Raw genomic sequence first — 20,172 nt, 5'->3', positions numbered from 1 at the left:
AAATCACATCCAGCCGACTTATTCATATAACTTTAAGTAGCTAAAGAAATTTAAGTTTTATATTTTACTTGCTGTTATTTCAATCCTATAAACTTCAACACCCTCAGTACCAACCTCAATCGTTGCAGGTTTATTAAGGTTTACCATTAACTTAGGTTCTTGAAATTTATTGTAAGAGCCATTTTCAAATTTATATAGTGTTGATGTCAGTGTCACAATTTGGTTGTTCAACGAAGGGGTTACATCAAATTTAAGAATGCCATCTGCAGTCACTGTTTGAATTTTGTCTTCTTCAGTTTTAACTGCGTGCGTTTTTACAAGTTGGTTATTCAAATAAAGGTTAAGGTCTAATTGCAAATTTTCTGCAGCAGAGGCTCCAAATGCCGCGAGAGATAACAGTACCATTCCTAACTTTTTCATTATATTTTCCTTAATAGTAGGCTTATACCTAGAAGCGTGGGAAAAACAACTTAACAGGTACTGAGCCTTGGCGCAATTATTTAACACTCTGTTAGTTAAGCGCTTCATTCGTATGCAAATATCTATTTTTTGAGTGGTGAATACCTACTTGCTATGAAAGCAGGTACAGCTTTTGAAACTTAGAACTTACCGCTTAAAACGATTAGCTTGCTACTATTCGCTTTCTTCCACCAAACCAATATAAATCTGGCTATTGGCATCAACCTGAAAGCAACTGATCAGGTTTTCTTTCACTAGCTCTAACATAGCGATAAAGCTTACTACAACACCACTTCTGCCCTCTTCAATAGTAAAAAGAGTATGAAAAGGTAATTGTGATTGCGCTTCTGAGAGCTTATCTAATATTAAGCTCATGCGTTCACGGGTCGATAAAGCTTCTGCTGTAATATGATGGTGTTCAAATGTTTTAGCTCGGGCCATAACGTCGCTTAGCGCAACGAGTAAGTCTTTCATGTCAACATCAGGTAACAGTACCTCACGTTCACTGAATTCTGGCACCAGAGCTTCGGCTACAAAGATATCGCGGCCTTCGCGAGGAATCTCATCAAGATTCTCCGCTGCTTTTTTAAATTGCTCATATTCTTGTAAACGTCTTACAAGCTCAGCTCTTGGATCTTCTTCCTCTTCAAGCTCTTCATGTTTTGGCAGTAATAATCGTGATTTAATTTGTGCTAATAGCGCCGCCATCACAAGGTACTCACCAGCTAGTTCAAGCTGAAATTCACTCATCATTTCAACATAACTAACGTATTGCTCTGTAATACTAAAAATAGAGAGCTCTAGTACATCAAGTTTATGTTTTTTGATTAAATACAGAAGTAAATCGAGAGGCCCTTCAAAGGTTTCTAAAATGATCTCTAACGCATCAGGTGGAATGTATAAGTCTTCAGGTTTGTCGACTACCGCTTTGCCATGCAAAAAAGCCAGTGGCAGCTTTTGCTGAACTGGCTCTTGTATATTATCTGGGGCATCAAGCTCTGGGCTAGTCAACGAAGTCTCTACATTTCAAATGGTTTAGTATCACCACAACCCACACGTAAAATTTCAATATCATCATCCGACAAATCAATCACTGTGGTTGCTTGTTCAGGAAGATAACCACCATGAATAATTAAATCAACTTGCTTTTCAATGCGATCGCGAATTTCATCAGGATCAGCCTCGGTATATTGCTCACCCGGTAAAATCAAAGAACACGACATTAACGGCTCCCCTAGTTCAGCCAATAAAGCGCAGGTGATTGGGTGTTCGATAACACGAATACCAATGGTTTTTTTCTTTTCGTTTAATAAACGCTTTGGTACTTCTTTTGTGCCTTTAAAGATGAAAGTATAAGGTCCCGGCGTGTTATTTTTAATTAATCTGAATAGCTGGTTATCGACGCGAGCATAAGTAGATAGCTCCGATAGGTCGCGGCAAACCAAGGTAAAATTATGGTGTTTTTCAATACCACGAATACGTTCGATGCGCTCTTTTGCTTGCTTATTACCAATGCTGCAGCCAAGTGCATAACCCGAATCGGTTGGGTATACAATAACACCACCTTGCTTAATAATATCAACCGCTTGGCTGATTAAGCGTGGTTGCGGATTATCTGGATGAATATGAAAAAACTGACTCATTACACGCTCCTATTGCCCTTCCCATGCTTGCCAAACCCCTTGGCAATCTTTTGGCAAGTATAAATTTTTACCTAACTCCAACCAACTGGTCGGAAAATGAAAATCTGACCCTTGCGACGCAAGTAAACCATATTCACGACTAAGTTCACCTAAAAACTGGCGCTCACTCGGTGCTTGTTGTGGTTGTGCTACTTCCATTGCATCGCCACCCGCGTCTTTAAATTCAATAATTAACTTACGCAGCCATTTGTTAGACATTTGATATCGCCCAGGGTGAGCGAGTACTGCAACCCCACCAGCTTGGTGAATTGCAGCAATTGCCGTTTGCATATCGCACCAACTACTTGGTACATAGCCTGTTTTTCCTCGCCCTAAGTATTTTTTAAATACGCCAGGGAAGTTTTTAGCTACGCCACGCTCTATCAGTGCACGAGCAAAATGCGCGCGTGTGATCTGTGCGTTTTCAGCGAATGTTTTTGCTTGGTCGTAAATGCCTTCAAAACCATTTTTAGCGAGGCGGCGACCTATCTCGGTGGCTCGCTCTTCACGCTTGGCTTGTTGCGCGTGTAATAATGACAGCAGTGAATTGTTCTCATCATCAATATTTAAGCCAACAATATGAATCTCAAAGCTTTCCCATTTTGTTGATACTTCAACACCAGCAATCAATTTAAGCGGTAAATTATCATCTGCAATGACTTTGCGTGCTGGTTTTATCGCACTTAACGTATCGTGATCGGTAATTGCAAACACATCTATGTTTTTCTCAACCGCGCGGTGTAACAATTGCTCGACTGATAGCTGACCATCTGAGTATGTGGTGTGACTATGTAAATCGTATTTTATCAAAGGGAAAGACTGCTTTACGTAAGTTCTTGAATCAATGATGTGAGTATAACAAAAATTTAGTGCGAGGGCGTGATTATCTTTTTAAGTAAGATATATAACTGTGTGTTTTACCCTCATAAATGGGCAATTACGATGGGTAAATGCCGAACTCGTATTAATATGTAAATTAATGCTTGACAGTATCGGCTTAGGTACGCTTTACTGTAGGCACTTTCAGACACGTTAAATAAGAAATAACAATGAACAAAACAATTCAAATCACAATTTGGTGGTGGCACTCGTAACTAGCGGGTGACGAATTGTCGTGTCTAACGATTTCAAAACCCGCTCATGTAGCGGGTTTTTTTATATCTAAATTTTAAGGTTTTATAATGAATTACATAGCAACTCTTACACATCATTGGTGGTGGCGCCTGGCTTAGCGGGACGGTAAGGGTCTATCTAATTTATAGGCATCTTTATACGAACCCCGCCAAGCATCGCTTCGCGGGGTTTTGTTTTTTAAAGAGTTTTTGGGAATGAGGGAGAATAAGGTTTGATTTTTAGTCATATAACGACGACACCGGGTGAAGTAACCAGTATCACTCAAGTGCGTGACTACATTAGTAGCCCACTTGCGTTATACAGTTTACTCGATAAGCCTAATTCACTGCTATTAGAGTCTGCTGAAATTGATTCAAAAGACAGTGTAAAAAGTCTAATTTTGGTTGACTCAGCGCTACGTATTGTTTGCCAAGGCAAACAGGTCACACTCACAGCACAGTCAAATAATGGCAAACAATTACTGCCTTATTTACAAAGTCATGTGCAAAACTGTTCTGCTGAGCTTGTAGATGACACGTTAACGTTAACCTACAACGAGATCGCAAGCGACATTGATGAAGCCAGTAAATTAGTAGCAGATAACGCATTTAGTGCGCTACGTAGCTGCATTAACAGTATTAAAAGTACCACAGACAACCCGTTTTCTGTGTTCTTAGGCGGTGTGTTTGCCTACGATATGGTTGCTAATTTCGAAACCCTTTCTGATGTACCTGACGGCGAAAATAGCTGCCCAGATTATGTTTTCTACTTAGCTGAAACGTTAGTTGTCATCGACCATCAGGCAAAAACAACAGAACTAATCGGCAATGTGTTTAACGGCCCTGAAGTACACGCTAACTGCTTTGAAGTGGGTCAACAGTTAGAACGTTTAAATACCGTATGTGACAATGCACAAAGCTACCAAGGGCAAAAACAAACAGGCTCAAACCCTATTTCTATCGATGTTAGCGACGAGCAATACTGTGAACATGTTATCAGGTTAAAAAAGAACATTGTTGATGGTGATATTTTCCAAGTTGTTCCATCACGTACTTTTTCTCTCGCCTGCCCTGACTCACTTCATGCTTACAGCCAATTAAAACAACAAAACCCAAGCCCATATATGTTTTACATGCGCGATGAAGAGTTTGTATTATTTGGTGCATCGCCCGAGTCAGCCCTCAAATATTGTCCAGAGAGTAAACAAGTTGAGGTATACCCTATTGCCGGCACTCGCCCTCGTGGCAAGTTTGCTAACGGACAAATTAATCCAGACCTAGACAGCCGCATTGAGCTTGAGCTTCGCAACGATCAAAAAGAACGTGCTGAGCACCTGATGTTAGTAGATTTAGCGCGAAATGATGTAGCTCGTATTAGCGTACCTGGCACACGCCACGCTAAAGAATTATTAAAAGTAGACCGCTACTCACAAGTGATGCACTTAGTTTCACGTGTTGTTGGTACTTTAAAACCAGAATTAGATGCGCTCCATGCCTACCAAGCCTGTATGAACATGGGCACGTTAGTGGGCGCACCTAAAGTACGTGCCGCTGAATTAGTTCGTCAAACCGAACAAAAACGCCGTGGCAGCTATGGTGGTGCAGTAGGTTATTTAACGGGTGATGGTGCCATGGATAGCTGCATTGTTATTCGCTCTGCCTTTGTTAAAAACGGCACAGCCTTCGTGCAAGCAGGTGCAGGTGTGGTGTTTGATTCAGAACCACAATCAGAAGCCAATGAAACTCGTGCTAAAGCGCAAGCCGTGATCACTGCGATTCAATCGACCTACGAGGCACAATAATGACAACAACATCAGCCTATAAAATCTACTTTTTAGATAACTTTGATTCATTTAGTTATAACTTAGTCGATGAACTTTCTATGTTAGGGTGCGAGTTAGTGGTATACCGTAATAACATCAGTGCACAAAGCATCTTTGACAAAATGTGCCAAGAGACAATGCCCGTGTTATTAGTGCTTTCACCCGGCCCTGGCGCACCATCGGATGCGGGTTGTTTAATGGAACTCATTGAACTGTGTAAAGGCCGCTTCCCGATGCTGGGCATCTGTTTAGGACAGCAAGCACTAACACAAAGCTACGGTGGGATTATTGGTCATGCAGGTGAAACAGTGCATGGCAAGTCATCAATTATTGCATTGACTGAGCACCCAGTATTTGCAGGTATGGGCGATAAAATGCCGGTTGCTCGTTATCATTCATTAATGGCAACCAAAGTCCCTGATGACGTTGAAGTAATTGCTTCTTATGAGACTATTCCGATGGCAATTTACCACCAACAAGATAATGCCCTTGGCTATCAGTTTCATCCTGAGTCAATTTTAACGCCAAATGGCGCATTGCTATTACAGCAAAGCATTGAATTTTTAACCGCACGCGTGCAGTAGAGGAATAACATGGAAGCAACAACCCAAACCCAGTTAAACCAATTATTAGCAAAGCAAGATTTATCATTTCTGCAAGCAACTGCATTGTTTGACGCCATCATGAATGGTCAGCTTAATGATATTGAATTAACCGCTGCACTTATCGCCCTAAAACTAAAAGGCGAAACGAGTGATGAAATCGCCGGTGCGGCAGCATCAATGCGCGCCAATGCAGTGCCATTTAAAACCAGCAAAACCTTGCTTGCAGATAGCTGTGGTACCGGTGGCGATGGCTCAAACACAATTAATATTAGTACCACTGCTGCTATTGTAGCCGCCGCTGCGGGCATCAACATGGTCAAACATGGTAATCGTAGTGTATCGAGTAATTCTGGCTCTGCGGATTTACTAAAAGCCTTGGGTATCAATATCGATATGAGCCCTGAGCAAGCAGCCATTTGTTTAGAAAATACTGGCTTCACATTTTTATTTGCGCCGCATTATCACAGTGGTGTACGCCATGCGATGGGCGTGCGAACAGCCCTTAAAAGCCGCACAATTTTTAATATTTTAGGGCCACTTGCCAACCCTGCTGCACCCGAGGTTCAATTGCTTGGTGTTTATGACGCTTCACTGTGTTTACCAATGGCAGAAACCTTAAAAACCCTTGGCACTAAACGCGCCATGGTGGTTCATGGTGCAGGCACTGACGAAATTGCCTTGCACGGGACAACCAAAGTGGTTGAGCTAAATAACGGTGAACTAAGCGAATACACGCTAACAGCGAGCGATTTTGGTCTTGCAAACTATTCACTTGAACAACTAACAGGCCAAGGGCCAGAATATAACGCAAAAGCAAGCTTAGCGATTTTACAAGGTCAAGGTGAAATGGCGCATAACGCAGCTATTATAGCCAACGTTGCGGCACTTCTTTATTTAACTGATAAAACAAGTGATTTAAAAGCAGCCGCAGATCAAGTAAGTGAATTATTAGCATCAGGCAAAGCGATGGACACATTGAACGCAATTATTGAGGTAAGTCATGGCTAACGTGTTAGACAAAATTGTTGCCGACAAACGCATTGAATTAGAACAAAGAAAAGCACAGCGCCCGCTTGAGTCATTCATTGAGGATGTTGTACCAACCAAGCGAAACTTTGAAGCAGCGTTAGCAGCAACTGGCACACAATTTATTTTAGAGTGTAAAAAAGCATCACCGTCAAAAGGGCTTATTCGCGAGCCGTTTAATTTAGACGAAATTACTTCGGTATATAAAAAGTACGCAACCTGCATGAGTGTGCTTACTGACGAAAAATATTTCCAAGGCAGCTATCAGTACCTTGAATATGTGCGCAGCCAAGTTGAGCAGCCGCTAATTTGTAAAGACTTCTTTATTGATGAGTACCAAGTCTATTTAGCACGCTTGTCTGGTGGTGATGCTATTTTATTAATGCTCTCTGTCCTTGATGACGAACAATATTTAGCGCTTCATAAAGTGGCTGATTCTTTGAATATGTCGGTACTCACTGAAGTCAGTAATGAGCAAGAAGTAAGCCGCGCACTTGCACTTAATGCCAGCCTTATTGGCATTAACAACCGCGACCTTCGTGATTTAAGTACTGATCTTGCGACAACAGAGCGATTACGCCAGCTTATCCCAAATGACAAAGTGGTCATTTCAGAGTCGGGCATTTATACCCATAAAGATGTAAAACGCCTAGCGCCATTATGCGACGGCTTTTTAATCGGTAGCTCACTCATGGCTGAGCGCGACTTAGAAGCCGCGTGTCGTAAAGTGATTTTAGGTGAAAATAAAGTGTGTGGCTTAACCCGTTCACAAGACGCGATGGCAGCCTACGCGAGTGGTGCTGTTTATGGCGGTTTAATTTTTTACCCTAAGTCACCACGTTATGTCGATATCGACTGCGCCAAGCAAGTAACACAAAGTGCCCCGCTCGCTTATGTTGGTGTTTTTGTCAATGCGCCTGTTGAACAAGTAGTAGATTATGCACAAAGTTTAAAGCTAGCTGCAGTGCAATTACATGGTGACGAGAATAGCGAATATATTCAAACTCTCAGAAAGCAATTACCGCTTGGCTGTGAAATTTGGAAAGCACAAGCCGTTAAAGGCGAATTACCAAAACCGCTCGAAGGGGTTGACCGCCATTTATACGACAGTTACAGCAAAAGCCAAAAAGGCGGCACAGGCGAAACATTTGATTGGTCTGTACTAGAAACGGCAACGGTGCCATTTATGTTAGCCGGTGGTTTAAATCCAGAGAATATTCATGCAGCGCTTTATCGCGGTGCCAATGGCCTTGACCTAAATTCTGGCGTTGAAGCGTCAGCGGGTAAAAAGTGCCAAACAAAATTACAAAATGCGTTTTCGCATATCAGAAATTATTGAGGTTATAATGCAAAATCCAGCTTATTTTGGTGAATTCGGTGGTATGTTTGTACCACAGTTGCTTGTGCCTGCACTCAAGCAACTAGAAGCAGAGTTTAATAAATCACAAAAAGATCCAGCTTTTCAGGCTGAATTTGAAAAACTATTAAATGAATACGCAGGTCGCCCTACGCCACTAACATTGACACGTAATTTAGTTAAAAACCCAAAGGTAAAACTATATTTAAAGCGTGAAGATTTACTCCACGGCGGTGCGCACAAAACCAACCAAGTACTTGGTCAAGCACTACTTACAAAGCGCATGGGGAAAAAAGAAGTCATTGCAGAAACAGGTGCTGGCCAACACGGTGTTGCAACTGCCCTCGCGTGTGCCCTACTTGGCTTAAAGTGCCGTGTTTACATGGGCGCAAAAGACGTTGAACGTCAGCAACCAAACGTATTTCGAATGAAACTAATGGGTGCAGAGGTTATTCCTGTCACAGCAGGCTCTGGTACTTTAAAAGACGCAGTAAACGAAGCACTACGCGATTGGTCTGCTAATTACAAAGATGCTCACTATTTACTGGGCACTGCAGCAGGCCCTCACCCATTCCCAACCATGGTACGTGAGTTCCAAAAAATGATTGGAGAAGAAGCAAAACAACAAGTGTTAAAAGCAGAAGGTCGATTACCGGATGCCGTGCTTGCTTGTGTTGGCGGTGGCTCTAATGCAATTGGTATGTTCACAGACTTTATTGATGAGCCAAGCGTAAAACTGATTGGTGTAGAGCCTGCTGGTAAGGGCTTAGACACCCACCAGCATGGTGCCACCTTATGTAAAGGCACAAAAGGCATCTTACACGGTACCTATACCTACATTATGCAAAATGATGATGGTCAAATTGAAGAGTCTTACTCTGTTTCAGCAGGTCTTGATTACCCTGCTGTTGGTCCACAGCATGCTCATTTACATGAAACAGGCCGTGCACAATACGTTGGTATTAGCGATACTGAAGCTCTAGAGGCATTCCAATTATTAGCTAAAAACGAAGGGATTATTCCAGCCCTTGAGTCAAGCCACGCCCTAGCATATGCCCTTAAATATGCCGAGCAACAAACCGAAGACACTATTTTAGTGGTTAACCTAAGCGGCCGAGGCGATAAAGATTTGGCTCACGTACACAGTGTTTTATCAGAAGGAGGCGCACTATGAGCCAGACTAACCGTTACGGAAAACTGTTCGCCACATTAAATGAAACAAACCAAGGTGCGTTTGTGCCGTTTGTGACTATTGGCGACCCTAATAAAGCACTGAGTGTAGAAATCGTCAAAAGCTTAATTGATGGCGGCGCTGATGCCCTTGAGTTAGGTATTCCATTTTCTGATCCGATTGCAGATGGCCCTGTTATCCAAGCGGCCAACATTCGTGCGCTTGATGAAAACATTAATACCCAAGATTGCTTTGATATCATTAAACAAGTGCGTGAATACAATGCAGATATTCCAATTGGCCTATTATTGTATTCAAATCTGGTGTTTAAGCGTGGCATCGAAAAGTTTTATCAAGATGCTAAAGAAGCAGGTGTCGATTCAATTTTAGTGGCTGACGTACCGCTACATGAATCAAAGCTATTTCGCCAAACAGCAATGAAAAATGGCATAGACCCAATTTTTATTGCAACGCCTAATGCTGATGACGACACTTTACGCGAGTGTGCTTCATATGGCCGTGGTTACACTTATCTGTTATCACGCGCGGGCGTCACGGGAACAGAAACTAAAGCACAAATGCCAGCAGACTCGTTAGTTAAAAAGCTAAAAGATTATCATGCTGCACCAGCTTTATTAGGCTTTGGAGTATCAACACCGGAAGATGTTAAATCAGCACTCGAATCAGGGGCCGCTGGGGCGATTTCAGGTTCTGCAGTAGTTAAAATCATAGAAGCAAACCTTGATGACCAAGCAGCGATGCTAAGTGGGTTGAAAGAGTTTGTAGCCAGTATGAAAGCAGCTACAAAATAAGTTGTTTAGTTTACTTAAAAAAGGGCCTTATAGGCCCTTTATTGTATCTAACTATTAATGATGGCGATGCACACCCTCTTTAATTTCTTCAATGAATTTTCGATTAAAAGCCTCTAAGTCAGCTGGACTTCGGCTTGTGACTATACCTTCATCAACACACACCTCTTGATCAACCCAATTTGCGCCAGCATTGATTAAGTCGGTTTTAATGCTTGGGTATGACGTCACCTTGCGGTCGCGTAATTTGTTAACTTCAGCTAGTAGCCATGGTCCATGACAAATCGCTGCAATGGGTTTATTTTTACCTGCACTGAAGAAACCATCAACAAAGGCTTTTGCTTCGCTATCTTGACGCAGTGTGTCTGGATTGAATAAACCACCAGGTAGCAATAGGGCATCATATTCACTTGAGTCAGCCTCGCTAACCACACGATCCACTGTGACTCTTTCACCCCATTGGTTTTCATCCCAGCCAGTAATATCTCCACGTTCAAGAGACACGACTTCTACAAGTGCACCTGCTTCTAACAATGCGCTGCGTGGTGATAATAGCTCACTTTGCTCAAAACCATTGGTTGCTAGAATGGCAATCTTTTTACCATTAAGTTGGCTGTTTAAATTTGACATGTTATCTCCTTATTTAGGTAAACCTAAAGTAATAGCAGCAGACAACATGCCAAATTTAACACATTGAAAGTATTAACTTAATTTAAAAATATTCTGTTTCAGTGTGTAAATGCTACAACGAATTTGCAAATCCTGCTTATAGGGCGTCTTTTAATGCTTTAGCAGGTTTAAAAACAGGCTTGTTAGCGCCTTCAATTTCAATTTCTTCACCTGTTTGTGGATTACGACCTTTACGTGCTGGGTAATAACTCAATGCAAACGTACCAAAGCCATTAATTTGCACTTGATCGCCTTCAGACAGTGATTTTTCGATAGCATTTAACATACTAGTTAAGGCAGCTTGTGTGTCTTTTTTTGTTAATTCACTGTGGGCAGCCATTTGTGATACTAACGCGGCTTTATTCATAAAATGCTCCAAAATACGCCACTTAATCATCTGAGGTTAAGCGGAAAAAGATAAGGTAAAACAACCTAAACGCAGGTTTAGGCCAGATTGGCTCGGGAGGCTAAGCTTTCAGCTCTACTAAGTCAACCTTGTATCTTGCGCAATAACTTGATACAACCCAGTATCTTTTTAAATTAGAGCATTTATAAATCTATGCATGCGATTATTGAATACATCCCGCTGATTTTGTTCTTTGCGGTTTTCAAGTTAGTTGATATTTATTGGGCAACAGCATTGCTGATGCTAACCACCTTAATTCAGGTTGCTTATTGTTATTTTAAGTATGGCAAAGTGCCGACCAGACATTGGCTGTTTTTTGCCATTGCGGTGGTGTTAGGTACACTTACTTTAGTTTTTCACGATGAACAGTTTGTCAAATGGAAAGCCACCATTGTATATGCAATTTTCAGTGTCACTTTGTTAGTAAGCCGCTATGTACTTGGCAAAAACCTAGTGAAAAAAGCACTTAGCTCGATTTTAGAAAATGCCTCTGAGAGTAAACAAGAAATAAAGGTACCAGAAGCATTATGGAACAAGCTTAACCTATTTTGGGTTGCAATTACTGCGGGTATTTCTGCGCTTAATATCTACATTGCGTATAACTTCTCACTCGACTTTTGGGTTAACTTTAAAGTGTTTGGCTTAATGGGTATTACCTTTGTCTGCGTGTTAGCAACAATCATCACCCTATTCAAATACTTACCAGAAGATGACGAAGAGAAAGATTCAAAGCAATCTTAGTGTCATAAAACTGTCGTCTTAGCTTGTTAGCGTAAACAAAAAAACGCTGAGACGACATTGAACGCTAACCAATACCGCTGGTTTGAATTTACCCTCATATTTGTTTCTTTGCCGCTCTTAGGCTTCTTTTTGCGTGCCTACCTCGCTAACTGGCTCATTCCCGCACTTATTATCTTAATGATTGTATGTGGCATGCTGCTTCTGTCTGATCCCCACTTTAAGCGTTTTCGCTTAACAAGCCTCGGGCAATTTAGTGCGGTAAAACGTCGTTTATTTAGTTTTTTCTTTTTAGGAGCGCTATTCTCCGGGATGTTTTACGGCATCATGAATCAAGAAAACTGGTTTTCACTACCACGAAACTCATTCAACGATTGGCTAATGTTGCTACTGCTCTACCCTATCTTATCGGTGATGCCGCAAGAACTTATTTTTAGAACCTATTTTTTCCATCGTTATAAACGCATTATGCCAAGTAAAACGGTGCGTATTATTGTCAGCGCATCGGTGTTTGCGTTGGCGCATATTGTCTATGCGAATGTATTGGCCGTACTTCTAGCATTTTTAGGTGGACTGTTGTTCTCATATACTTATTCGCAAAGCCGCTCTACCTTCGTGTGTGTAATTGAACACAGTTTGTGGGGACTTTGGATGTTTACCCTTGGCTTGGGTGATGTGCTTGATGCAGGAGCATTTTGATTATTAAAGCACAACAAATAGCAGGCATAAAAAAGCCGCGCAAAGTGCGCGGCTAAGTATTGAACTGGTTTTTAAAATCCGAAAATACTAAATGCAAAGAATTTAGTCGCCACCGTATTTACAAAGATTAGTAATAAAATGGCAGGGATAAACGTTGATAGTGAGAAGTTCACATACTTCTCTGTGAAGCTACCAACATAGCCGTCACAGCCTTGGCTTAGCTCTGCTGATAAGTTTGCTTTTTTCCAACGGTACATAACGAATAAACACACCATTAAACCGTTAAGCGGTAAAATTGTGTCGTAAAACACATCATAAACAATATCAAATAAACTCTTATCTGCGCCGCCATAACTAACAAACTTAGTGAGTGATTCAACCATACCAAACGACATCGTACAAAGCACAGTTAATACACCTGTAGATAAAGTTAAGATAAGCAACGCTTTTTTACGGCTAATACCTTTGCGGTCACTTAATGTTGCTGTTGGAACTTCTACAATTGATACAAGCGACGTAATTGCAGCAAAAAAGACGAGTAAAAAGAATACAAACGCAACAATTGATGCACCTACATAACCAATATCAGCTTGTAACGCTAATAGAATTTTTGGTAAATAAACAAAAATCATCGATACCGATGAGTCAGATAAAGTGCTTGGGTCAGTGTTTGGGTTAAAGCTAAATATAGCAGGAAGAACCATAAGACCCGCAATAAATGCAACAAGAGAATCGGTTACAGCAACCATTTTAGCACTACCAACAATGTCGTCTTTCTTTGAAATATAAGATGCATAGGTCATTAAAATACCCATACCTAACGACAATGAGAAAAACGCTTGTGCTAATGCACCATTTAATACACTTGCATCCATTTTTGAAAAGTCAGGCACTATATAGTACTTCACACCAGCCATCGCGTTATCAAGTGTTAATACATAAATAACCAACGCTGTTAGTAGAACGAATAAAGCTGGCATCATAAACTTAGCTGCTTTTTCAATACCTTCTTTTACGCCGCCAACCAAAATCAAGTTAACGATGATAGCAACCACTGCCATATAGCCAAACACGGTGTAGCTGTTAATAAAAGTGCCAAAGTTATCTGGCTGAGCCAAAGCATCTAAATTACCAAATGCAGTTTGCGATAAATAACCAAAAATCCATACAGTGATAACCATATAAAAAACAGCAATCATAAATGGCGTTAATACTGCTAAAAAGCCTGCAAAGTTCCATTTAGGATCGTTGCCCGCTAATAATTTGTAAGAACCAAGAGGATCTTTTTGCGCTTTACGACCCATTGCCATTTCAGCCATCATCACTGGTAAACAGATGAAAATGACAAACAATGCATAAACTAATAGGAAAGCACCACCGCCGTTTTTTGTAGCTGAAACAGGAAAACCCACTAAGTTTCCGATACCTACAGCAGAACCGGCTGCCGCTAAAATAAAACCGAGGCGGGAGCTAAAATGCTCGCGTTTTTCGCTCATTTAAAAACCTTATTATTATTTTCTCAACCCAGCGACTCTACCAGTGTTACACCGCGTATTTCAAGCTTTATAAGTTAAAGTTATATGGGTTTGTGTAAAGATTATTACGCGAATATTCTCTCGTCTATTGCTAAGAATATGCTACTATTTTTTAAAAATAACATTGAGAACACACCATGCTGTATATGATTTATTCAACTGATGTTGAAAATAGTTTAGAAGCACGCAAATCTGCGCGTCCTGCTCACCTAGCACGTCTACAAGAATTAGATGAACAAAACCGTTTATTCACAGCAGGTCCGCTTCCTGCCATTGATAGTGAAGATCCCGCTGAAGCTGGTTTTACAGGTTCGTTAGTCGTTGCTGAGTTTGAGTCATTAGAAGCAGCTCGTGAATGGGCAGCAAATGATCCTTATATTGCTGCAGGTGTTTACGACAACTCAGTTGTAAAACCATTTAAAAAAGTATTTGGTTAACGTCTGAACTTAACTGAATCATTAATTCAGTGTTTGTTCACGGCTTATTAACTAAGATTTGCCTATTGAAATTACAGAATTGAACGTAATTACTTGAATTTTAGTTAATTGGTTAATTAAACTAAATGGGTCTGGTTTAGGAGTTCCCCGTCATGCGCATATTATTAGCCTTCAGTTTTAGTCTTTTATTTGCATTATCAAGCTTTCATGCTGATGCCAGTAAGAAACAAGTCTCTGAAGTGACTAAAAAACAGGCTGTGACAATTGCCAAAAAATCTGAGGACGGCCGAACCCTAAAAATCACAGAGCAAGATAAAGTATTTACCGTAAGAATTTTAAAAACGAACGGCCATGTGGTTGATGTCCATGTGAACAAAAAGACTGGCGAAGTGAAAAAGGATTAAGAATGCGAATTTTAGTTATTGAAGATGATTTACACTTAGCAGATAACCTCCGTAATGCACTTGAAAAAGAGCGTTATAGCGTTGACCTTTGTCACGATGGTGAAGCTGGTTTATTCCATATTACCGAGTACCCGCTTGATATGGCGGTAGTAGATCTAGGCTTACCAAAAGTAGATGGTATCGAATTAATTACCAAAGCCCGTGCTCAGGGGATTACTATCCCTATTTTGATTTTAACTGCACGTGACCGTTGGCAGGATAAAGTAGAAGGCTTAGATGCAGGTGCTGATGACTACCTAACTAAACCTTTCCATGTTGAAGAGCTGATTGCACGCTGTAATGCACTTATCCGCCGCAGCGCAGGTAAAGCAAACCCAGAAATGACAGCAGGTCCTATCAAAATACACACTCGCTCACAACAAGTTTGGGTTAACGATAAAGAACTTAGCTTAACTGCATACGAATACAAAGTTTTAGAATATCTAATGGTTAACCCACAAAAGGTAATTTCTAAATCTGAATTGACAGAGCACATTTATGATCAAGACTTCGACCTTGATTCAAACGTAATAGAAGTTTTCGTATTGCGTTTACGTAAGAAGCTTGACCCTGACGGTACCCTTAACCCAGTTGAAACATTACGTGGCCGTGGTTATAGGCTTAAAAGTCAGTGGTAGCATCGCAAATACCGCTTAAAGTAAGGCAAGGATTTATCCTTGTCTTTGTTTTATTAGTAGCCTTGCCAATTCTGTTTTTCTCAATTGGTAAGGCTTACTACGCTTCTTTGGTCGAAGCGACCGAAAAAACCCTCGAAGCTCATTTATATTCTCTTATTTCTGAAGTTGACTTCACTGAACGCGGCATTGTAATGCCGAGCACCATCTTAACTCCAGAGCTAAATCGTTTAAATTCAGATACTTATGCAATGATTTATCGTGGTGATCTTCCTGTTTGGTATTCTGAATCAGCCACCAACATCAATTTTATTCCAGATAACTTTGAAGCCCCAGCAGGCTCTGCGGATTTTCGCCGTGTTGAATACAACAAGACCGTGTACTGGCAATTAACCCTTACCGTTATTTTAGAAAACATTGACCAATCGGAGCATGCGCGTTTTATCTTATTAAAACGTAATGATGCACTTCTCAGGCTGATGGATGGCTTTAAACAAACGTTAGTAAATTGGATGTATGTAATGGGTGTGGCCATTGCAGCGCTTATGGCGATTGGTTTTGTTTGGAGTGCAAGGCCATTGCAACGTCTTGATAAAGAAATTAAAGCCATTGAATCGGGCGATAATCAGCAAATAAAAGGTCTCTACCCAGTAGAGCTGCAAACCATAAAGGCCGACTTAAACTTATTACTTGAATCGCAACAGCGCCAAAAAGAGCGCTATAGGGCTTCGTTAAGCGATCTTGCTCATGCATTAAAAACCCCCTTGGCAGTCCTTAAATCAAGCCCTTTAGCCAATGATGCCGATGCACAAGAGCAGTTAGATCGTATTAATGTGATGATCGAACATCAATTAAAACGAGCTGCAACGGGTGCTTCTGATACTTGGAAAAAGCAAACCCATATTAAACCTGTTATTGATTCAATTTTAAGCGCGATGAGCAAGGTTTATCGCGATAAAGATATTATTTTTACCTCTGAGGTTAGTGAAAAAGACTATTTCTTAGGTGATAAAACCGATTTAATGGAACTACTCGGTAATTTAATCGATAATGCCTGTAAAGCTTGCCGTTCACAGGTCGATATAAAGGTTAAACAGAACAAAAAGTTAACACTCAGCATAAGTGATGATGGCCCAGGTGTTCCTGAGCACAAACGCGAATCATTACTGACTCGCGGTACCAGACTCGATACTTACGAAAATGGCCATGGTGTTGGCATGGCTATCGTATCTGATTTAGTAAACTCGTATAATGGCACATTAACCATTAAAGATGCAGAGAAGCTAGCCGGCGCTGAGTTTATATTAGAGTTTAATTACCATGATAAAAAATAAAACATCCATATTCGTTAAGAGCATCTTTTTAGGTTTAATTACGACTGCATCACAGGCTCAAGCAGAGCAAGCTTGTGAGCTCGCGAGCAACCATACTGATGACACCAAGCGGTATATTCAATGCCTTGATCAAGTTATTGCAGACCTGCAACGTGACCAAAAAATGTGGGTTAATAAGCTCACTATGGATCTTGAAAAAATAAAAGAAGATACCGGTAATAGCCAATTGCTACCAATTTTTAATCGCAGTATAAAAAACCAAGAGCGTTATTTAGAAGACAGTTGTCGTTGGCGCTACTTACAAAAAATGCCAAATGGCACTAGTGCCGCTATTGCCTACAAACAATGTGAGATTGAAATTCTCAAAAACCATGTAAAGGTTTTACAACAACCTCTAAAGTGATACCAAGTCGCTATAATCGTTAATCATTTTGAAAAATAAAAAGGCGCTTAAGCGCCTTTTTAATCCTCAAGTTTTAGCTCTTCACCATTACCTAGCAAAGTAGCAAGCCATCGCCCTTCTTGGCTGGTTTCTAAAGCAATTTTAACTATCATAGTTAATGGAACTGACAATAGCATACCAACTGTTCCCATCAACCAGCCCCAGAAAATCAACGATAAAAACACCACTAGCGTCGATAAGCCCAGCCCTTTCCCCATAAAGCGCGGTTCTACAATATTACCCATCACTGTGTTAATAACTAAATATCCACCAGCGATAAACCCTGCTACCAATGGGCCTTGCGTGATTAAAGCAAGTAACACAGCTGGTACTGCAGCAATAATAGAACCAATATTAGGAATATAGTTAAGCATAAACGCCACCACAGCCCAGAGCACAAAATAATCAACATTAAGTGCCCACAGCATGAATCCTGCAAGAACACCTGTGCCTAGACTAACCATTGTTTTTATGGCTAGATAAGAATTAATTGAATCTAAGAAACGGTCAACTTGCTGCATTTTCATTTCAGGGTCATCGAGTGCTAAATGCACTTTTTTGCTGAGCATTGGCCCTTCAAATAGCATAAACACGACAGTTAATATGATTAAAAACAGGTTCGCCATCACCCCACCTAACCCGGTGAGCATATTAGTTGCAACATCAATCATTTTACCTGGATCAAATAAAGAAATAATCTGCTCTTTATCAATCAAAATGTTATAGCTTGCAGCAACGTTAACCACCCAGACAAACTCTTCTTTGAGTTGTGCCTTGTACTCAGGTAAATTTTCTGAAAAATCGGTCATAGATTGCCCAACCAGACCGGCAAGGCTTATCCCTATACCGACAATCATCAGCATCACAAAAACCACAGCAATACCTTTAGGGATACCGTATTTGGCAAAGAAACGGATTAAGGGATTACAAATAATAGCGATAAAGGCCGCCAACACAAATGGAATAACAATCACACTTGCAGCTTTAATACCCGCTAAAACAACGACTAAAGCAGCAAATATTACTAAACTTTTATTTACACCAGTCAGGCTCGACAAAATAAAATCCTTGTTAACTTTTTTATCAGTGTAAGTGAAATACGCCGCAAAATAAATCACAAAGCTTCTGGCATAATTAATGCTGATTATACGTGCATAATTTGAACAATTTATGATACATATAAGTAAGCGTGCTAAAGAAGGAGCTTTATATGGCACATTTATCCGAACAAGAACTTACTTTTTTCAACCGTTTATTCGAGGCTGAAAACCTTGATGGCGATCCAACCGATACAAAAATGTCTGTTAGGCTCAACTTGCCAAATAAATTAAACGGCTTACTAGCAAATTCCAAACTAACTTTACTTGCCGAGGTGGGTATTTATCAGCTTTGGTTTCCACTTGAGTTTATCAATGACGAAAATGGCCAGCTGATACCCTTACTCAGTGCTCCAGAAGTGATAGATACCAAAGGGATCGAACGCAGCTGGCGAACTCCTGATCTCGAAATACATACCGAGCAATTTCAAATATTGTCTTTATCAAGTACTGGCGTGTTACTCAAGCCTAAGCGTCAAGCTCCAGAGCTAAACAAAGACATATTACTCGCATTTGATTTACCTAGCAGAGATCACATTATTCTTAGTGTGAAGCCAATTCGAACCACTAGTAAAGGGATTGCAGGTAAGATCGTAAAGGTTTGCAAAGGTGAAGAGGAACTTCGTAGATACTTATTTGAGGCCCATAAGCACCATCACGCAAAGCTGTATGAGCAAGGTACCTTTATCACTGAACTTATCTAGTTGCAGTGACTTAACGGCTTAGATAAGCTTGGCGTTTTGCAGCAAGTCGAATAAGGTATTTTATGAGTTACCCTATAGGAACACCAGGTAAACCGTGGAACGAAGCAGATAAAAAAGCATGGTTTAAATCACAGACAGTAAAACGTAGCTATATAGATGATGTTGTATCTCAATTAGAGTCTTTATCAATCGATTTCAATATTGAACAGTATGGTGCATTAAGTTACGACAGCGACAAGTACCCTCTTTACATTTTAAAGAGCAAGCAATGGCAAGCTGATAAACCGACAGTATTGGTTACCGGTGGCGTTCATGGCTATGAAACAAGTGGTGTGCATGGCGCATTAGCGTTTGCTAAGAACAAAGCTAAAGACTACTTTGCCGATTTTAATATTTTAGTAGCACCGTGTATCAGCCCGTGGGGTTATGAAACAATTAATCGCTGGAACCCTAATGCGACAGATCCAAACCGCTCATTCTACGCTGACAGCCCAGCTGAAGAGTCTGCAGCAATCATGCAGTATTTAGCTGACAATACCATTGCACCTTACGTGCATATCGACCTACATGAAACAACTGATACTGATAATAGTGAGTTTCGTCCTGCTCTTGCAGCACGTGATGCAACCACTCACGATAACTGGAACATCCCAGATGGCTTTTATCTCGTTGCTGATAGTGAACGTCCACATGACGCGTTTCAGGCAGCGATTATTAAGTCTGTTGAAAAAGTAACTCATATCGCACCTAGCGATGAGAATAACCAGTTGATTGGTGTACCGCAAACCCAATTGGGTGTTATTCATTACCAAGCGAAAAAACTCGGCTTATGTATGGGTCTCACTGATGCTGAATTTGTGACAACAACAGAAGTTTACCCTGATAGCCCACAGGCAAATGATGAAGTCTGTATTGATGCACAAGTAGCCTCGATTACCGGTGCATTGAACTATATTATTAATAAATAGTTAGTTATATTTTAAATTTGG

The 20,172-nt window shown here is 40.7% G+C and carries 23 protein-coding genes; 15 read left to right on the top strand and 8 right to left on the bottom strand.

Features of this window, described 5'->3' with window-relative positions:
- Positions 1 to 57: 57 nt before the first annotated feature.
- The 4 genes from J8Z25_RS07100 to rnm form a co-directional block, all read right to left on the bottom strand.
- Positions 58 to 420: a hypothetical protein gene (locus J8Z25_RS07100; RefSeq protein ID WP_239977212.1), complete on the bottom strand. Its 363-nt coding sequence runs from the start codon at positions 418 to 420 to the stop codon at positions 58 to 60.
- 213 nt (positions 421 to 633) lie between these two features.
- Positions 634 to 1,470: a segregation and condensation protein A gene (locus tag J8Z25_RS07095; protein ID WP_175580461.1), complete on the bottom strand. Its 837-nt coding sequence runs from the start codon at positions 1,468 to 1,470 to the stop codon at positions 634 to 636.
- A gap of 8 nt (positions 1,471 to 1,478) precedes the next feature.
- Positions 1,479 to 2,102: an L-threonylcarbamoyladenylate synthase gene (locus tag J8Z25_RS07090; RefSeq protein ID WP_167658620.1), complete on the bottom strand. Its 624-nt coding sequence runs from the start codon at positions 2,100 to 2,102 to the stop codon at positions 1,479 to 1,481.
- Between the two features lie 9 nt (positions 2,103 to 2,111).
- Positions 2,112 to 2,951, bottom strand: a complete 840-nt coding sequence (rnm, locus tag J8Z25_RS07085; RefSeq protein ID WP_130051769.1) for an RNase RNM — start codon at positions 2,949 to 2,951, stop codon at positions 2,112 to 2,114.
- A 535-nt stretch (positions 2,952 to 3,486) separates the two neighbouring features.
- Between rnm and J8Z25_RS07080 the strand changes: the two genes are divergently transcribed.
- Genes J8Z25_RS07080 through trpA form a run of 6 tightly spaced genes read left to right on the top strand, consistent with a single transcriptional unit; the run spans position 3,487 to position 10,047 of the window.
- Positions 3,487 to 5,055, top strand: coding sequence for an anthranilate synthase component 1 (locus J8Z25_RS07080; RefSeq protein ID WP_250661899.1), 1,569 nt, complete (start codon positions 3,487 to 3,489; stop codon positions 5,053 to 5,055).
- Positions 5,055 to 5,660, top strand: a complete 606-nt coding sequence (locus J8Z25_RS07075) for an aminodeoxychorismate/anthranilate synthase component II (protein WP_130051771.1) — start codon at positions 5,055 to 5,057, stop codon at positions 5,658 to 5,660. The genes J8Z25_RS07080 and J8Z25_RS07075 overlap by 1 nt, the downstream gene beginning before the upstream one ends.
- A 9-nt stretch (positions 5,661 to 5,669) precedes the next feature.
- Positions 5,670 to 6,689: an anthranilate phosphoribosyltransferase gene (gene trpD, locus J8Z25_RS07070; RefSeq protein ID WP_178926836.1), complete on the top strand. Its 1,020-nt coding sequence runs from the start codon at positions 5,670 to 5,672 to the stop codon at positions 6,687 to 6,689.
- Complete coding sequence (gene trpCF / locus J8Z25_RS07065; RefSeq protein ID WP_250661898.1) at positions 6,682 to 8,046, top strand: bifunctional indole-3-glycerol-phosphate synthase TrpC/phosphoribosylanthranilate isomerase TrpF; 1,365 nt, start codon at positions 6,682 to 6,684, stop codon at positions 8,044 to 8,046. Before trpD ends, trpCF begins: the two co-directional genes overlap by 8 nt.
- A gap of 7 nt (positions 8,047 to 8,053) precedes the next feature.
- Entirely contained in the window at positions 8,054 to 9,238 is a 1,185-nt protein-coding gene (trpB, locus tag J8Z25_RS07060) for a tryptophan synthase subunit beta (protein ID WP_250661897.1), read from the top strand.
- The gene (gene trpA / locus J8Z25_RS07055; RefSeq protein ID WP_250661896.1) at positions 9,235 to 10,047 is read left to right on the top strand and encodes a tryptophan synthase subunit alpha; all 813 of its coding nucleotides are present in this window, start codon (positions 9,235 to 9,237) and stop codon (positions 10,045 to 10,047) included. Before trpB ends, trpA begins: the two co-directional genes overlap by 4 nt.
- A 54-nt stretch (positions 10,048 to 10,101) precedes the next feature.
- Here trpA and J8Z25_RS07050 read toward each other — a convergent pair whose 3' ends face one another.
- Complete coding sequence (locus J8Z25_RS07050) at positions 10,102 to 10,674, bottom strand: type 1 glutamine amidotransferase domain-containing protein (protein WP_167658622.1); 573 nt, start codon at positions 10,672 to 10,674, stop codon at positions 10,102 to 10,104.
- A 136-nt stretch (positions 10,675 to 10,810) separates the two neighbouring features.
- On the bottom strand, positions 10,811 to 11,080 hold the full coding sequence (locus tag J8Z25_RS07045) for an HU family DNA-binding protein (RefSeq protein WP_130051777.1): 270 nt from the start codon (positions 11,078 to 11,080) through the stop codon (positions 10,811 to 10,813).
- 192 nt (positions 11,081 to 11,272) lie between these two features.
- Here J8Z25_RS07045 and J8Z25_RS07040 point away from each other — a divergent pair, with 192 nt between their 5' ends.
- Entirely contained in the window at positions 11,273 to 11,860 is a 588-nt protein-coding gene (locus J8Z25_RS07040; RefSeq protein WP_250661895.1) for an inner membrane-spanning protein YciB, read from the top strand.
- Between the two features lie 57 nt (positions 11,861 to 11,917).
- Positions 11,918 to 12,556, top strand: coding sequence for a CPBP family glutamic-type intramembrane protease (locus J8Z25_RS07035; protein ID WP_167658624.1), 639 nt, complete (start codon positions 11,918 to 11,920; stop codon positions 12,554 to 12,556).
- A 71-nt stretch (positions 12,557 to 12,627) separates the two neighbouring features.
- Here the strand turns inward: J8Z25_RS07035 and J8Z25_RS07030 are convergent, their stop codons facing one another.
- Positions 12,628 to 14,052: a sodium-dependent transporter gene (locus tag J8Z25_RS07030; protein WP_130051780.1), complete on the bottom strand. Its 1,425-nt coding sequence runs from the start codon at positions 14,050 to 14,052 to the stop codon at positions 12,628 to 12,630.
- A 176-nt stretch (positions 14,053 to 14,228) separates the two neighbouring features.
- Here J8Z25_RS07030 and J8Z25_RS07025 point away from each other — a divergent pair, with 176 nt between their 5' ends.
- From J8Z25_RS07025 to J8Z25_RS07005, 5 genes are all read left to right on the top strand, one after another.
- A complete protein-coding gene (locus tag J8Z25_RS07025; RefSeq protein WP_175580462.1) occupies positions 14,229 to 14,528 on the top strand; it encodes a YciI family protein in 300 nt (99 codons plus the stop codon).
- A gap of 152 nt (positions 14,529 to 14,680) precedes the next feature.
- The gene (locus tag J8Z25_RS07020) at positions 14,681 to 14,932 is read left to right on the top strand and encodes a PepSY domain-containing protein (protein WP_130051781.1); all 252 of its coding nucleotides are present in this window, start codon (positions 14,681 to 14,683) and stop codon (positions 14,930 to 14,932) included.
- A gap of 2 nt (positions 14,933 to 14,934) precedes the next feature.
- Positions 14,935 to 15,609: a response regulator transcription factor gene (locus tag J8Z25_RS07015; protein ID WP_054552907.1), complete on the top strand. Its 675-nt coding sequence runs from the start codon at positions 14,935 to 14,937 to the stop codon at positions 15,607 to 15,609.
- A complete protein-coding gene (locus J8Z25_RS07010) occupies positions 15,603 to 16,940 on the top strand; it encodes an ATP-binding protein (protein WP_250661894.1) in 1,338 nt (445 codons plus the stop codon). The genes J8Z25_RS07015 and J8Z25_RS07010 overlap by 7 nt, the downstream gene beginning before the upstream one ends.
- Positions 16,927 to 17,343 (top strand): hypothetical protein, encoded by a 417-nt coding sequence (locus tag J8Z25_RS07005; RefSeq protein ID WP_130051783.1) that lies wholly within the window; start codon positions 16,927 to 16,929, stop codon positions 17,341 to 17,343. Before J8Z25_RS07010 ends, J8Z25_RS07005 begins: the two co-directional genes overlap by 14 nt.
- A 59-nt stretch (positions 17,344 to 17,402) precedes the next feature.
- Here the strand turns inward: J8Z25_RS07005 and J8Z25_RS07000 are convergent, their stop codons facing one another.
- Positions 17,403 to 18,440, bottom strand: a complete 1,038-nt coding sequence (locus J8Z25_RS07000; protein ID WP_130051784.1) for an AI-2E family transporter — start codon at positions 18,438 to 18,440, stop codon at positions 17,403 to 17,405.
- 152 nt (positions 18,441 to 18,592) lie between these two features.
- On the opposite strand from J8Z25_RS07000, the gene J8Z25_RS06995 reads away from it, so the two are divergent.
- Positions 18,593 to 19,183 (top strand): hypothetical protein, encoded by a 591-nt coding sequence (locus tag J8Z25_RS06995; protein WP_250661893.1) that lies wholly within the window; start codon positions 18,593 to 18,595, stop codon positions 19,181 to 19,183.
- Between the two features lie 62 nt (positions 19,184 to 19,245).
- Positions 19,246 to 20,151 (top strand): M14 family metallopeptidase, encoded by a 906-nt coding sequence (locus J8Z25_RS06990; protein ID WP_250661892.1) that lies wholly within the window; start codon positions 19,246 to 19,248, stop codon positions 20,149 to 20,151.
- Positions 20,152 to 20,172: the final 21 nt, after the last annotated feature.

This window comes from Pseudoalteromonas sp. SCSIO 43101, from assembly GCF_023650775.1.
Taxonomy (GTDB): Bacteria; Pseudomonadota; Gammaproteobacteria; order Enterobacterales; family Alteromonadaceae; genus Pseudoalteromonas; species Pseudoalteromonas apostichopi.
This window is presented reverse-complemented; position numbering and strand designations above follow the sequence as displayed.